This is a genomic window from Maritimibacter alkaliphilus HTCC2654 (assembly GCF_000152805.1).
Lineage (GTDB): Bacteria > Pseudomonadota > Alphaproteobacteria > Rhodobacterales > Rhodobacteraceae > Maritimibacter > Maritimibacter alkaliphilus.
Window position 1 is genome coordinate 808,736 of record NZ_CH902578.1, and the last position, 12,447, is coordinate 821,182.

Annotated in this window: 13 protein-coding genes, 1 tRNA gene and 1 pseudogene; 9 read left to right on the forward strand and 6 right to left on the reverse strand. The window is 65.4% G+C overall.

Translation table 11 applies throughout. The annotated features are described in order from the left end of the window. The first annotated feature begins 54 nt into the window (after positions 1-54). Positions 55-1,053 (forward strand): porphobilinogen synthase, encoded by a 999-nt coding sequence (gene hemB, locus RB2654_RS05085; protein ID WP_008329216.1) that lies wholly within the window; start codon positions 55-57, stop codon positions 1,051-1,053. 94 nt (positions 1,054-1,147) lie between these two features. On the opposite strand, the gene RB2654_RS05090 is transcribed toward hemB, so the two are convergent. Genes RB2654_RS05090 through RB2654_RS05100 form a run of 3 tightly spaced genes read right to left on the reverse strand, consistent with a single transcriptional unit; the run spans position 1,148 to position 4,203 of the window. Further along, positions 1,148-2,962: an ABC-F family ATP-binding cassette domain-containing protein gene (locus tag RB2654_RS05090; protein ID WP_008329217.1), complete on the reverse strand. Its 1,815-nt coding sequence runs from the start codon at positions 2,960-2,962 to the stop codon at positions 1,148-1,150. A 31-nt stretch (positions 2,963-2,993) separates the two neighbouring features. After that, positions 2,994-3,722, reverse strand: coding sequence for a GNAT family N-acetyltransferase (locus RB2654_RS05095; RefSeq protein WP_008329219.1), 729 nt, complete (start codon positions 3,720-3,722; stop codon positions 2,994-2,996). 13 nt (positions 3,723-3,735) lie between these two features. Beyond that, complete coding sequence (locus RB2654_RS05100; RefSeq protein ID WP_040884422.1) at positions 3,736-4,203, reverse strand: outer membrane protein assembly factor BamE; 468 nt, start codon at positions 4,201-4,203, stop codon at positions 3,736-3,738. Between the two features lie 129 nt (positions 4,204-4,332). Here RB2654_RS05100 and RB2654_RS05105 point away from each other — a divergent pair, with 129 nt between their 5' ends. The 8 genes and pseudogenes from RB2654_RS05105 (at position 4,333) to RB2654_RS05140 (ending at position 10,583) form a co-directional block, all read left to right on the forward strand. After that, positions 4,333-4,854, forward strand: coding sequence for a YceD family protein (locus tag RB2654_RS05105; RefSeq protein WP_246146590.1), 522 nt, complete (start codon positions 4,333-4,335; stop codon positions 4,852-4,854). Between the two features lie 273 nt (positions 4,855-5,127). After that, a complete protein-coding gene (rpmF, locus tag RB2654_RS05110) occupies positions 5,128-5,337 on the forward strand; it encodes a 50S ribosomal protein L32 (protein WP_008329231.1) in 210 nt (69 codons plus the stop codon). A 21-nt stretch (positions 5,338-5,358) separates the two neighbouring features. Beyond that, the gene (plsX, locus tag RB2654_RS05115; protein WP_008329232.1) at positions 5,359-6,486 is read left to right on the forward strand and encodes a phosphate acyltransferase PlsX; all 1,128 of its coding nucleotides are present in this window, start codon (positions 5,359-5,361) and stop codon (positions 6,484-6,486) included. Then, positions 6,483-7,457, forward strand: coding sequence for a beta-ketoacyl-ACP synthase III (locus RB2654_RS05120; RefSeq protein WP_040884425.1), 975 nt, complete (start codon positions 6,483-6,485; stop codon positions 7,455-7,457). The genes plsX and RB2654_RS05120 overlap by 4 nt, the downstream gene beginning before the upstream one ends. A gap of 106 nt (positions 7,458-7,563) precedes the next feature. Next, complete coding sequence (gene ihfA, locus RB2654_RS05125) at positions 7,564-7,866, forward strand: integration host factor subunit alpha (protein ID WP_040885460.1); 303 nt, start codon at positions 7,564-7,566, stop codon at positions 7,864-7,866. Between the two features lie 35 nt (positions 7,867-7,901). Continuing rightward, a pseudogene (locus RB2654_RS24130) lies at positions 7,902-8,180 on the forward strand (MerR family transcriptional regulator); the annotation flags it as partial. A 1,173-nt stretch (positions 8,181-9,353) separates the two neighbouring features. Continuing rightward, positions 9,354-9,430 (forward strand) — tRNA-Pro (locus tag RB2654_RS05135). A 58-nt stretch (positions 9,431-9,488) separates the two neighbouring features. Beyond that, a complete protein-coding gene (locus RB2654_RS05140; protein WP_008329236.1) occupies positions 9,489-10,583 on the forward strand; it encodes a 2'-deoxycytidine 5'-triphosphate deaminase in 1,095 nt (364 codons plus the stop codon). Positions 10,584-10,742: 159 nt separating this feature from the next. Here RB2654_RS05140 and RB2654_RS05145 read toward each other — a convergent pair whose 3' ends face one another. From RB2654_RS05145 to RB2654_RS05155, 3 genes are read right to left on the reverse strand one after another with little or no spacing between them, the layout of a single operon-like run. Next, positions 10,743-10,952, reverse strand: coding sequence for a hypothetical protein (locus RB2654_RS05145; protein ID WP_008329238.1), 210 nt, complete (start codon positions 10,950-10,952; stop codon positions 10,743-10,745). A gap of 54 nt (positions 10,953-11,006) precedes the next feature. Continuing rightward, positions 11,007-11,657, reverse strand: a complete 651-nt coding sequence (gene scpB, locus RB2654_RS05150; protein ID WP_008329239.1) for an SMC-Scp complex subunit ScpB — start codon at positions 11,655-11,657, stop codon at positions 11,007-11,009. After that, on the reverse strand, positions 11,650-12,441 hold the full coding sequence (locus RB2654_RS05155) for a segregation and condensation protein A (RefSeq protein WP_008329240.1): 792 nt from the start codon (positions 12,439-12,441) through the stop codon (positions 11,650-11,652). The genes scpB and RB2654_RS05155 overlap by 8 nt, the downstream gene beginning before the upstream one ends. Positions 12,442-12,447 lie beyond the last annotated feature (6 nt).

Below are 12,447 nucleotides of genomic sequence, written 5' to 3' on the forward strand. Positions count from 1 at the left end.
CTTGAGGGCCGGGTTTTGCCGTGGCAAGGAAAGCGAACCCAGAAGGATGCAGACATGACACGCACAACCGCCCCCTTCCCGACCACCCGCCTGCGCCGCAACCGCCGCTCGCCCGCCCTGCGCGCGCTGGTGCGCGAGACGACGCTGACGGTGGACGACCTGATCTGGCCCGTGTTCCTGATGGAGGGCGAGAACGAGACCTACGACATCCCCTCGATGCCCGGCGTGAAACGGATGACCACCGACCTCGTGGTCAAGGCCGCGCGCGAGGCACATGATCTGGGCATCCCCGCGATCTGCCTGTTTCCCTATATCGAGCAGTCGGTGAAAACCGAGGATTGCGCAGGCGCGTGGGACCCGGACAACCTGTCCAACCGCACCACCCGCGCGATCAAGGACGCGGTGCCCGACATCGCGATCATGACCGACATCGCGCTCGACCCCTACAACATCAACGGCCACGACGGCTTTGTCGTGGACGGCGAGATTGTGAACGACCGCACGGTCGAGGCGCTGGTGAAGATGGCGCTCGCGCAGGCCGAGGCCGGCGCAGACATCCTCGGCCCCTCCGACATGATGGACGGGCGCATTGGCGCAATGCGCGCGGCGCTCGAGGCCGAGCGGCACCAGAACGTCTCGATCATGTCCTATTCGGCCAAATACGCCTCGGCCTTCTACGGCCCCTTCCGCGACGCGGTCGGCGCGTCCGGCGCGCTGAAAGGCGACAAGAAGACCTACCAGATGGATCCCGGCAACACCGACGAAGCGCTGCGCCTCGTCGAGCGCGACCTGATGGAAGGCGCCGACATGGTCATGGTGAAACCGGGTATGCCCTATCTCGACGTCTGCCGCCGGGTGAAAGACAGCTTCGGCGTGCCGACCTACGCCTATCAGGTGTCGGGCGAATACGCGATGTTGCAGGCGGCCATCCAGAACGGCTGGCTCGACGGCGAAAAGGTGATTATGGAAAGCCTTTCGGGCTTCAAACGCGCAGGCTGCGACGGCATCCTGACCTACTTCGCCCCCGAAGCCGCGAAACTCCTGAACGGCTAGGGGCGCACCCCGCGCCCCCTTCTCTGTTTCACAAATACTTCGGGAGGTCTGGAGGGCAGCGCCCTCCAGAGCCGCCACAGGCGGCTTGTGGCGGCTACGCTTCAGCCTTCTCCGCGAGCACCAGCCATTCCTCTTCCGAGGCCGCCAGCTTTTCCTGCCGCTCCACCAGCGCCTCGGTCGCCTTCTTGAACTTCACCGGCTCGCGCGTGAACAACTCCGGGTCAGACAGCAGCCCTTCGAGCTTGCCGATCTCGGCCTCCAGCCGTTCCATCTCAGCCGGAAGCGCCTCCAGCCGGTGCTTTTCGGTAAAAGACAACCCGGCCTTCTGCGGTTTGGCCACGGGCTTCGGCTCAGCCGGCTTGGCCGCAGGCTTCGCCTTCTCGACCGGGGCCGATGCGCCCTCGGTGCGCTGCGACAGGTGATCCGACCAGCCGCCCGCATAGACCGTGGCCCGCCCATCGCCCTCCATCGCGATGGTGGTCGACACCGTCCGGTCGAGGAAGTCACGGTCGTGACTGACGAGAAGCACGGTGCCGTCGTAGTCCATGATGAGTTCCTGAAGCAGATCCAGCGTCTCGACGTCCAGATCGTTGGTCGGTTCGTCGAGCACCAGCACGTTCGAGGTTTTCGCCATGATCCGGGCGAGGATCAGCCGCGCTTTCTCACCCCCCGACAGCGAACGCACGGGCGCACGGGCCTGCCGTTCGTCGAACAGGAACTCTTTCAGATAGCCGACCACATGCTTGGGCTGCCCGCGCACGAGGATCTGATCGGCTTTGCCCGACACCCGCATTTCGGGGTCGCCCGCAAGGTTCTCCCACAGGCTCGCGTCGTCGTCCAAAGTCGCGCGGTTCTGGTCGAACACCGCCATTTCGATGCCCGTCCCAAGCGTCACCGTGCCGCTGTCGGGCGATTCTTCCCCGATCAGCATTTTCAGAAGCGTGGTCTTGCCCACGCCGTTCGGGCCGACCAAGGCCACGCGGTCGCCCCGGTTCACGAGGATCGAGAAATCCCTCAGGATCACTTTTCCGTCGTAAGCCTTTGAAATACCTTTCGCGTCGATCACCTTGCGGCCCGATTTCGGCCCCGCCTGCAACTCCATCGCCGCAGCGCCCTGCCGCTTGATCTGTGCGGCCCGCTCGGCCCTGAGATCGCCAAGCGCGCGCACCCGGCCCATGTTGCGCTTGCGCCGGGCCGAGATGCCTTCGACCGCCCAACGCGCTTCCGCCTTGATCTTGCGGTCGAGCTTGTGGCGCTGCATGTCCTCGTCTTCCCAGACTTTGTCGCGCCAGGTCTCGAACTTGGCGAACCCTTCCTCCTGCCGCCGGACCTGCCCCCGGTCGATCCACAGCGTCGCGCGGGTCAGCGCGTTCAGGAACGCCCGGTCGTGCGAGATCAGGACGAAGCCTGCGCGGGCCGTCGAAAGCTCGTCTTCGAGCCACTGGATCGCCTGAATGTCGAGGTGGTTGGTCGGCTCGTCCAGAAGCATCAGCTCCGGCGCCTCGGCCAACAACTTGGCCAAGGCCGCGCGGCGACGTTCCCCGCCCGATGCGGTCGCCACGGCCACCTCCGGGTTGAATTTCAGCCCCTCGGCCACACGCTCGACCCGGTAGTCCTCTCCCGCGTCCAGCCCGCTCGCGGCGAAGTCGCCCAGCGTGGCGAAGGCCGACATATCCGGGTGCTGCTCCATATAGCCGACGCTGATCCCCGGCGGCAGGATCCGTTCGCCGTGATCGGGTTCGACCATCCCGGCCATGACCTTCATCAGCGTGGATTTCCCCGACCCGTTGCGGCCGACGAGGGCCACCCGGTCGCCGGGCTGGACCACCAGCGAAAGGTCGTGAAAGACGGGATCGCCGCCGAAGGTCAGCGAGATGTCGTTGAGTTGAAGAAGCGGTGCGCGTGCCATGCCGCTCACCTAGTCCCGGCCCGTGCCCTCGTCAATCGCCCGCCAGCAGCCGGAGCGCGCGCGCCCGGCCCGGCGGCACCTTGGCGATCTCGACGCCCGTGAAAACGTGCAGCGTGTTCATGGCGCGGTCGACGACCAGATGGTCCGACACCCATCCCCCCATGATGAGATAGGTTCTGAGCAAGGGCGGCATCTGACGTTGCGCCCGCCCCGCGTCCCAATTGCCGTGGGGCAAGGCGACTGTCTCGCCCGCTTGCGCGGCGAGGTTCAGATGCGCGGGCGCAAGGTGCCGGTCGCGCAGCAGGCCGAGCGCGTCGGCGTAGGGTGCGGGGTCATTGCCGTGAAACGACGAACACCCGAACAGGAGCGCGGCCGAGGCCCCGTCCACGATCCGGGTCATGGCGGCCCATGCGATGCGCACGACGTCGGGATCATGTTCCTCGGGCGCAAGGCAGAATCGCCCCATCTCGATCATCGGGCCGTCGATGGTGGCGAGGCCCGCAAGGTCGTAGAACTGGCCCGAATAGCCCGACCGGGCCGCCGTGCCATCCGCGAAGCTCTGGAAGCGATAGGTCGCGACGAGGGCGCCGTCGCGCTCTACGCGCACATGGTCGCAATCCGCGTCGAACGGGTCGATGTCGCGCGCGTCCGTGGCACCGCCGCGAAAGGCGCGCTGGCGCAGGTGTTGCGCCTCGGCGACCTCGGACTGGTTCTCCGCCAGCCGGACCGTCAGACCCGCACGGGACAGGATCGCGCCCATGACGCGGGCCCCGTCAGCCGCCGACGATATCGTCGAGGTTGATCTTGCCGATGTTGCCCAGAAGCTGCCGCAGGAAGCCGATGCCGCGGGTGTTCGACGTGGTCACACGGCGTGACAGCACGACGACGTTGCCCTCTTCCAGCCCGAAGCGTTCGATGTTCTCGACGACGCCCGCCTCGGTGAAGGTGATGCGCAGAACCTCGCGGTCGATCTCTTCCTTCTCGCGGTAGCCGACCTGCTCGAACCGAGACTGGACGTAATACCACGCCTCTTCGGTGAGCAGACCCGCAGCCCCCGGCTTGCCGACGATGGCCGCCACGGTTTCGCGCGTGTCGAGGCCGACCATGATCTCTTCCACGTCCTGATCGGTCGGAAGATACCCGTGGTTGGAATAGATCGGGGTGCAGGCCGAAACGGCCACAGTGATGGCCAGGGCAGCCATAAGGCGCAGGATCCCCGCCTTCGTACCGGTCGCGGTCATACTGCCCCCCTTGCCTTGCCGCTTATTCTCTTGCACCAAGTTCATATTGAATGATTGCGCGGCGTTCAAGGAACGAAAAGGCAAATGACGGCATCTGACGGCAAGATAGAGTATGGACCGGTCCTTCGCGTGGCAGATTTGGACAAATCCCGCCCGCGTGAGATCGAAGTGAGCCTGAATGAGCGGCAGTTGAAGGCTCTGGCGGACGAGTTGGGAATCGACGATCTGCGCAAGGTCCGGTTCACCGGAACGCTGAAACCGCTGTCCAAACGCGACTGGCGCTTCACGGGTCACATCGGCGCCACGGTGGACCAGATGAGCGTCATTTCCCTCGATCCCGTCACGACCCGGATCGAGGAAGACGTCGAGCGGACATGGATCGCGGGGCTCGAGCCGACGACCGCCGACGAAAGCGAAACGCCCAAGGACGTGGATCAGGAACCGCTCGGCACCGAGATCGACATGGGCACGGTGCTGGCCGAGGCGCTCGCCCTTGCCCTGCCCGACTATCCGCGCGGCGACGAGGAAGTGATCGGCGAGCAGGTCTTCACAGAACCGGGGAAAGAGGCGATGACCGACGAGGATGCAAAGCCCTTCGCCGGGCTTGCGGCCCTGCGCGACAAGCTGACCGGAGAGGGCGGCCACGACTGAGGTTTCGCGGGTCTTTGCGCCCGCGTTTGAAACGCGCGCGCCCCATGCATATCTCCGGTTTGTCCGAGGCGCAGCCGGCCCCCGCGAAAACCCTTGCAAAACAGGAGAATCGCAGTATGTTCCGGCCCTCTTTCAAAAGATGGGTTGGAACCGTGCGTTTAAGCGCGTAAGAGGCGGTCAGACTCGCGAAAGATGAGACTGGAACAACGGGCTTCGGCCCCTGACGAAACAGGGCAACGACACCGAAGCCCCCGCAAACATCGAGGTTGAGACATGGCTGTCCCTCAGAACAAAGTCACCAAGTCGCGCCGCAACATGCGCCGCTCGCACGACTCGCTCGTGGCTGACAACCCCAACGAATGCCCGTCCTGTGGCGAGCTGAAGCGTCCGCACCACGTGTGCCCGTCCTGCGGCCATTACGCCGACCGTGAAGTGGTCGCGATGGCCGACGAGGTGGACTTCGACGACGAAGACGCGGCGTAAGCCTGACACGAGGCCTGCCCCATGACGGAAACGACGGACCCCGGTTCCCGGACGTCGGCCTCCGCACAGGGGCTGCAACGCATTATCATTTCGGTCGACGCAATGGGCGGCGACCGCGGGCCGGCGGCTGTTGTCGCCGGTCTTGGTAAATCTGCGCGCAAGAACAAGCACATCGGGTTCATCCTGCACGGCGACAAGGATGAGATCGAACCGCTCGTGGCCAAGCGCCCGGAACTCAAGGGCATCTGCGAGGTGCGCCATGCCGAAGGCGTGGTGACGATGACCGACAAGCCGACGCAGATTCTGCGCACCGGCAAGAATACCTCGATGTGGTCCGCCATCGACAGCGTGAAGAACGGCGAGGCCGAGGTCTGCGTGTCCTGCGGCAACACCGGCGCGCTGATGGCCCTGTCGATGATGCGCCTGCGCAAGCTGCCGGGCGTGTCGCGCCCCGCGATCGCGGTGTTCTGGCCCTCGCGCAACCCCATCGGCTTCAACATCATGCTCGACGGCGGCGCCGACATCCGCGCCGACGAAATGGACCTGCTGCAATACGCCCTGATGGGCGCGTCCTATGCCCGCAACGGCCACGGCATCCAGCGCCCGCGCGTCGGCCTGCTCAACGTCGGGACCGAAGAGCACAAGGGCCGGGCCGAGATCAAGGCCGCCGCCGACCTCATCACCGACGCGGCCCCGGTGGCGAATTTCGACTACATCGGATTCGTCGAAGGGGGCGATCTGCTGTCCGACCGCGTGGACGTGATCGTGACCGACGGATTCACCGGCAACGTGGCGCTGAAGACCGGCGAAGGCACCGCCAAGATGGTGAACGAGGCGCTGAAAGACGCGTTCCTCGCCACGCCCCTGTCCCGCATCGCGGCATTGCTCGCAACCACCTCGCTGCGCCGCCTGAAAAAGCGGATGGACCCGCGCCGGTCGAACGGCGGCGTGTTCCTCGGCCTGAACGGGACGGTGGTGAAAAGCCACGGTTCGGCAGACGCCACCAGCTTTTCCGCCGCAATCAAGCTCGCCTTCGACCTCGCGCAGTCGGGCTTCAACGAGAAGCTTGCGGCACGGGTTGCATATACCCCCGGAGACACCCAAGATGCGCCAGCGTTGATCGAGAAGAAGGCGAGCGCAGAAGAATGACAATACGCGCTGTGGTCCGCGGGGTCGGGCACTACCTGCCCGAACGGATCGTCCCGAATAGCTGGTTCGAAGAACGGATCGACACGTCGGACGACTGGATTCGGTCGCGAAGCGGCATCGAACGGCGCCACTTCGCAGCCGAGGGCGAAACCACGTCCCAGATGGCCATCGCCGCCGCCAAAGAGGCGCTGCGCGACGCGGGCATGGGCGTCGATCAGGTCGATACGGTGATCGTCGCGACCTCGACCCCCGACCTGACATTCCCCTCCTGCGCCACGATGGTTCAGGCAGGCCTCGGCATGACCAAGGGCTTCGCTTTCGACGTTCAGGCGGTCTGCGCCGGGTTCGTCTTCGCGCTGGCCAACGCCAATGCGCTGATCGTATCCGGTCAGTCCAAATGCGTGCTGGTGATCGGGGCGGAAACCTTTTCGCGTATCCTCGACATGGAAGACCGTTCGACCTGCGTTCTCTTCGGCGACGGGGCCGGCGCCCTGCTGATCGAGGCCGCGACCGGCACGGGCGAGAACACCGACCGGGGCATCCTGTCCTCGGACCTGAACTCCGACGGGCGTTACCGCGAGATGCTGTATGTCGATGGCGGCGTCTCGACCACCGGGACGGCGGGCAAACTGCGGATGCAGGGTAATCCCCTGTTCCGGCAGGCCGTCGAAAAGCTCGCCGCGACCGCCGATGCGGCCTTGGGCAAGGCGGGGTTCACCCATACAGACGTCGACTGGATCGTGCCGCATCAGGCCAACATCCGGATCATTCAGGGCACGGCCAAGAAGCTCGACATGAGCATGGACAACGTGGTGGTGACGGTTCAGGACCACGGCAACACCTCGGCCGCCTCGATCCCGCTTGCACTCTACGAGGGCAAGAAACGCGGCCAGATCCGCGAAAACGACGTGGTCGTGACCGAGGCCATCGGTGGCGGACTTGCCTGGGGTGCCGTCGTTCTGCGCTGGTAATCGGCGCTTTCGCGCCAGATCGGCGTGAAACCCTTCTGCCAAGCCATTGATCTTGACTTGAAAATCGAACCGCCCCATGCTGCCCGAAACCATCTCGGGGGACGGTATGAGTGAAAAGACGCTGACGCGCATGGACCTGAGCGAAGCCGTGTTTCGCGAAGTGGGCCTGTCGCGCAACGAAAGTGCCCAGCTTGTCGAAAGCGTGCTGGGCCATGTTTCGGACGCCCTCGTGAAGGGGGAGACGGTCAAGATCTCGTCGTTCGGCACCTTTTCGGTGCGCGACAAGGCGGCCCGCGTGGGGCGCAATCCCAAGACCGGGCAAGAGGTTCCGATCTCGCCGCGCCGTGTCCTGACCTTCCGTCCGTCCCAGATCATGAAAGAACGGGTTGCAGCCGGCAACAAGAGCTGAGCCCGACCAAGAGCAGTCAATGAACGGGCATCGACATGGAACAGAAGTCACCTGACGCCTTCCGCACGATCAGCGAGGTGGCCGAGTGGCTCGGCGTCCCCACCCACGTCTTGAGGTTCTGGGAAAGCCGCTTCACACAGGTCAAACCGGTGAAACGCGCTGGCGGGCGGCGCTACTATCGCCCCAGCGACATGGAACTGCTCGGCGGTATCCGCAAACTCCTCCACGAAGACGGCATGACGATCCGCGGGGTGCAGAAGCTTCTGCGCGAAGAGGGCGTGAAACACGTCGCCGCCATGTCGCCCGCGCTCGATCTGGACGCCGAGGGCGACGGGGCGAGCAATGTGGTCTCGCTGTCGGCCCGCAGCCGCGCCAATGAAGCGGATGTCGAGGATGCAGAGGTCCTGGCCGAGGACGAAGGCACCCTGCCCGTCGACGAGGCGATGGAAGACGGCGCGGTCACGCCCGTCGACCCGGAAGAAGACCGGCCCGTGAGCTTCGGAACCGACGAAGACGCCGGACCGGCCGAGGTGGAAACCGATGCGCCGACCCTGTCCGACGAGGTGATCGCGCAAGCCGACGAACCCCAGCCCGAAGACGACTCCGCAGACGCCAACCTGTTCGCAGACCCGCTGGAAACCGCGCAGCCCGTGGACGCGGTGAACGACGACGCGCTGGTCGACGAGACCACGCAGGAAGACGACTGGGCAGAGGATGAAACCGCCGACGCAGCCATAGGCGAAGAGGACGACGCGCCGCAGGTCGAAATGGTCACCTCCGGCGCATTGCCCGGCGACGACGACCCTTGGGCGCTGTCCTCCGACGAACCCGTCACGCCCGCGTCCGACCCGTCGGACGAGGCCGAAGACGACACGCCCATATGGAACCCGGCGGTCGAAGTCTCCGGCGCGGACGACAGCGACATCGTGGCCCCGACCGTGGATACGCCGCCCCACACCGAAGACCCGCATATCTCGCGCGCCGATCCCGAGCCCGAGGAACATGGGCAAGAGGTGGAAGCGGCACCGCAGGACGACGACGACCTCGCGCCTGACGCTCCAACCTATTCGGACATAGACGACCCCGCAGCCGTGCCCACCGCGGCGGAACCGACCGGGGACAACCCGGCACCCGATGTCGCGGCAGAGGCCGACGACACCCCGACAGACCCCGCGCCGACATGGTCCGACGACACCGACATCCCCGTGGATGCGGGATATTCAGACTACGCGCCGGTTCTTGTGATGCCCGATATCGACGACGATCCGGCGGACGGCACGTTGCCCCCGGATATCGCGCCCGTCGGCCCGCGGCTCAGGCGTTTGCGGGCCCGCGGCCTCACCTTGCCGCCCGCCCATCTCAGCGCGCTGTCGGACCGGCTGAAGACGCTTGGAAGCGACCCGTCGGACGGCGCGTTGCGATAAGCGAAACCGAATGCCAATCCGGTCTTGCCCAGCCTGCGAAAACTGGTATGTAGCACCCCACATCGGGCTATGGCGCAGTCTGGTAGCGCGTCCGTCTGGGGGACGGAAGGTCGCAGGTTCAAGTCCTGCTAGCCCGACCAATCACCGAACCGCCCGCCCTCGCAAGGGGCGGGCGTTCGTGTATCCGGGGGATGGAAAATGACGATGACCGGAACGGGGGTCCTGCCCTCGCAGACGCTGCGCCAGATGATCGACGCGGGCACACTTGCCGCCGATCCCGTGATCATCCCCGAACAGATCCAGCCCGCCTCGCTCGACCTGCGGCTCGGCACCGTCGCCTACCGCGTGCGCGCGTCTTTCCTTGCGGGCGAAGGGCGCACGGTGGCGGACCGTCTGGACGAGTTCGAAATGCACCGCATCGACCTCACCCACGGCGCGGTGCTGGAAAAGGGCGCGGTCTACGTCGTCCCGCTGATGGAGCGCCTCGCCCTGCCGGACGGTATTCAGGCGGTCGCGAACGCGAAAAGCTCCACCGGGCGTCTCGACCTTCTGACCCGCACGATCACCGATGGCGGGGTCGAGTTCGACCGCATCGCGCCGGGCTACACCGGCCCGCTCTATGCCGAGATTTGCCCCCGCTCCTTCTCGGTCCTCGTGCGCCCCGGCATGCGCCTCAACCAGATTCGCTTCCGTCAAGGTCAGGCCGTGCTGTCAGACGCCGACCTGCGCACCCGTCACGCCGCCGATCCGCTGGTCGATGGGGCCCCTGTCATCGACAACGGCCTCGGCTTTTCGGTGGACCTGAAACCCGCGCAAGGCGACCTCGTCGGTTACCGCGCCAAACCCCATACCGGCGTCATCGACCTCGACAAGATCGGCCATTACGACCCGGCCGAGTTTTGGGAGCCGATTCACACAACCGAGGGCCGCATCATCCTCGACCCCGGCGCCTTCTACATCCTCGTCAGCCGCGAAGCCGTGACGATCCCGCCCGACTGCGCCGCCGAAATGGCCCCCTACCTCGCCATGGTCGGTGAATTCCGCGTGCATTACGCAGGCTTCTTCGACCCGGGCTTCGGCCATGACACGGCCGGCGGCACAGGGTCGCGCGGCGTGCTCGAAGTGCGCTGCCACGAAGCGCCCTTCGTCCTTGAACACGGTCAGGTCGTGGGCCGCCTCGTCTATGAAAAGATGTCGGAAACCCCGGAAACCCTTTACGGTGCCGACCTGAAATCGAACTACCAGGGCCAGGGCCTCAAGCTTTCCAAGCACTTCCGCGCCCCGAAAGCCTGACCCCGCGTCCCCTTCTCTGTTTCACAAATACTTTGGGAGGTCTGGAGGGCTAGCCCTCCAGAGGCGGCGCCAGCCGCCTGCCACCGCGACGACCTGCCGAAGGCAGGGCGGCGCAAAACCTGCGCGGGCGCATGCTCGCACCGCTTGAAAACGCTCGGATCAGCGGATGCGTCGCACCAGTTTCGACGCTTGCTTTGCCCGGCGCGCGGTCTGGTTCGCGGCCTTGGCGCGCTGACGGTCCTCGGCTGTCATCTCACCCTGCGGCTTGCCGCGCCGTGCCGCATAGTCGATGCCCGCATCCACGCCCTTGTGGACGAGACGCCCAAGGACCATGCGCACCACCATCGTGATCATTCGTTCGATATTCATCGGCCTGCCTCTGCCTGTTTTCGCCAGATTAACAGAACCGTTCAAAAAAAGGAATCACTCTTCGAAGAGCTCGGACTGGCCCTCGTCGTCCTCGTCTTCGTCTTCTTCCCCACCCATCGCGGGCGGCGGGCGGCTTTCCAGAAGCCCGGCGGCGCGCAATTCTTTCAGCCCCGGAAGGTCGCGCGCGCTTTCCAGCCCGAAGTGATCCAGAAAGCCTTGCGTCACCACGAAGGTCACCGGACGCCCCGGGGACATGCGGCGGCGGCCGAAGCGGATCCACTCCATCTCGATCAATTGGTCGATGGTGCCACGGCTGACCGAAACACCGCGGATTTCCTCGATCTCGGCGCGGGTGACCGGCTGGTGATAGGCGATGATCGCCAGCGTCTCGATCGCCGCGCGGCTCAACTTGCGCGTCTCGACCGTTTCCTTCTGCATGAGGTAGCCAAGGTCCGGCGCCGTGCGGATCGCCCAGGCATCGCCAACCCTCACCACGCGCACACCACGCCCCTCGTAGCGCTTACGCAGATGCACCAGCGCCTCGGCGGGGTCCGAGCCATGAGGCATTCGCGCGGTCAGTTCGGCCACGGTCACGGGTTCGGCGCTGGCGAACAGGATCGCCTCGACCATCCGCTCCTGCTCGCCCATCGGAGGGGCTTCGAACAGGCTTTCCTCCTGCTCCACCGCGTCGTGTTCTTCAGTCATTCGGTTTCCTGCGGATCTGGATGGGCGAGAACGTCTCGCCCTGCCGGATTTCGATTGCGCCCGCCTTGGCAAGCTCCAGAGAGGCCGCGAAATTCGCGGCCGTGGCCGAGCGGCGGCGCACGGGATCGTTGCCCCAGCCTTCGGGCATGTAGGACATGATGTCGGTCCACTCGCCGGCGAAACCGATCAGGTGGCGCATTCGGTCCAGCGCCTCCTCCATCGTCATGACGCTTTCGCGGTCCATGACGAAAGGCCGGAATTCGTCGCGGGTGCGGATGCGGGCATAGCCCTGCATGAGATCGAGCAGCGTGGCGGTGTAGCTGATCGTCTTTCGCCGCTCGACCACCTCGACCTGTCCACGCACGAAAAAGTCGCGCCCTTTCTGATCGCGCGCCATGAGCCGCGCCGACACGTCGCGCATCGCTTGCAGGCGTTCCAGCTGGAACGCGAGATGCGCCGCCAGTTCCTCGCCCGACGGTCCCTCTTCGGTCGGATCGGGCGGCAAGAGCAGGCGCGACTTGAGAAAGGCGAGCCAGGCGGCCATGACCAGATAGTCCGCCGCCAGTTCGATGCGCAGATGCCGGGCCTTTTCGACGAAGGCCAGATACTGCTCGGCCAGCGCCAGCACGGAGATCTTGCGCAGGTCCACCTTTTGCGTGCGCGACAGCGTCAGCAAAAGGTCGAGCGGCCCCTCGAACCCGTCGACATCCACGATCAGGGCTTCTGCGGCCATCCTCTCGGAGACCGACAGGACGTCTGCCTGAAACTCGTCGTCGTCTGACATTGAAAA

Coding starts and splice junctions, on each gene's coding strand:
- hemB (WP_008329216.1), top strand. CDS start 55: ATGACACGCACAACCGCCCCCTTCCCGACCACCCGCCTGCGCCGCAAC.
- RB2654_RS05090 (WP_008329217.1), bottom strand. CDS start 2,962: ATGGCACGCGCACCGCTTCTTCAACTCAACGACATCTCGCTGACCTTC.
- RB2654_RS05095 (WP_008329219.1), bottom strand. CDS start 3,722: ATGGGCGCGATCCTGTCCCGTGCGGGTCTGACGGTCCGGCTGGCGGAG.
- RB2654_RS05100 (WP_040884422.1), bottom strand. CDS start 4,203: ATGACCGCGACCGGTACGAAGGCGGGGATCCTGCGCCTTATGGCTGCC.
- rpmF (WP_008329231.1), top strand. CDS start 5,128: ATGGCTGTCCCTCAGAACAAAGTCACCAAGTCGCGCCGCAACATGCGC.
- plsX (WP_008329232.1), top strand. CDS start 5,359: ATGACGGAAACGACGGACCCCGGTTCCCGGACGTCGGCCTCCGCACAG.
- RB2654_RS05120 (WP_040884425.1), top strand. CDS start 6,483: ATGACAATACGCGCTGTGGTCCGCGGGGTCGGGCACTACCTGCCCGAA.
- ihfA (WP_040885460.1), top strand. CDS start 7,564: ATGAGTGAAAAGACGCTGACGCGCATGGACCTGAGCGAAGCCGTGTTT.
- RB2654_RS05140 (WP_008329236.1), top strand. CDS start 9,489: ATGACGATGACCGGAACGGGGGTCCTGCCCTCGCAGACGCTGCGCCAG.
- RB2654_RS05145 (WP_008329238.1), bottom strand. CDS start 10,952: ATGAATATCGAACGAATGATCACGATGGTGGTGCGCATGGTCCTTGGG.
- scpB (WP_008329239.1), bottom strand. CDS start 11,657: ATGACTGAAGAACACGACGCGGTGGAGCAGGAGGAAAGCCTGTTCGAA.
- RB2654_RS05155 (WP_008329240.1), bottom strand. CDS start 12,441: ATGTCAGACGACGACGAGTTTCAGGCAGACGTCCTGTCGGTCTCCGAG.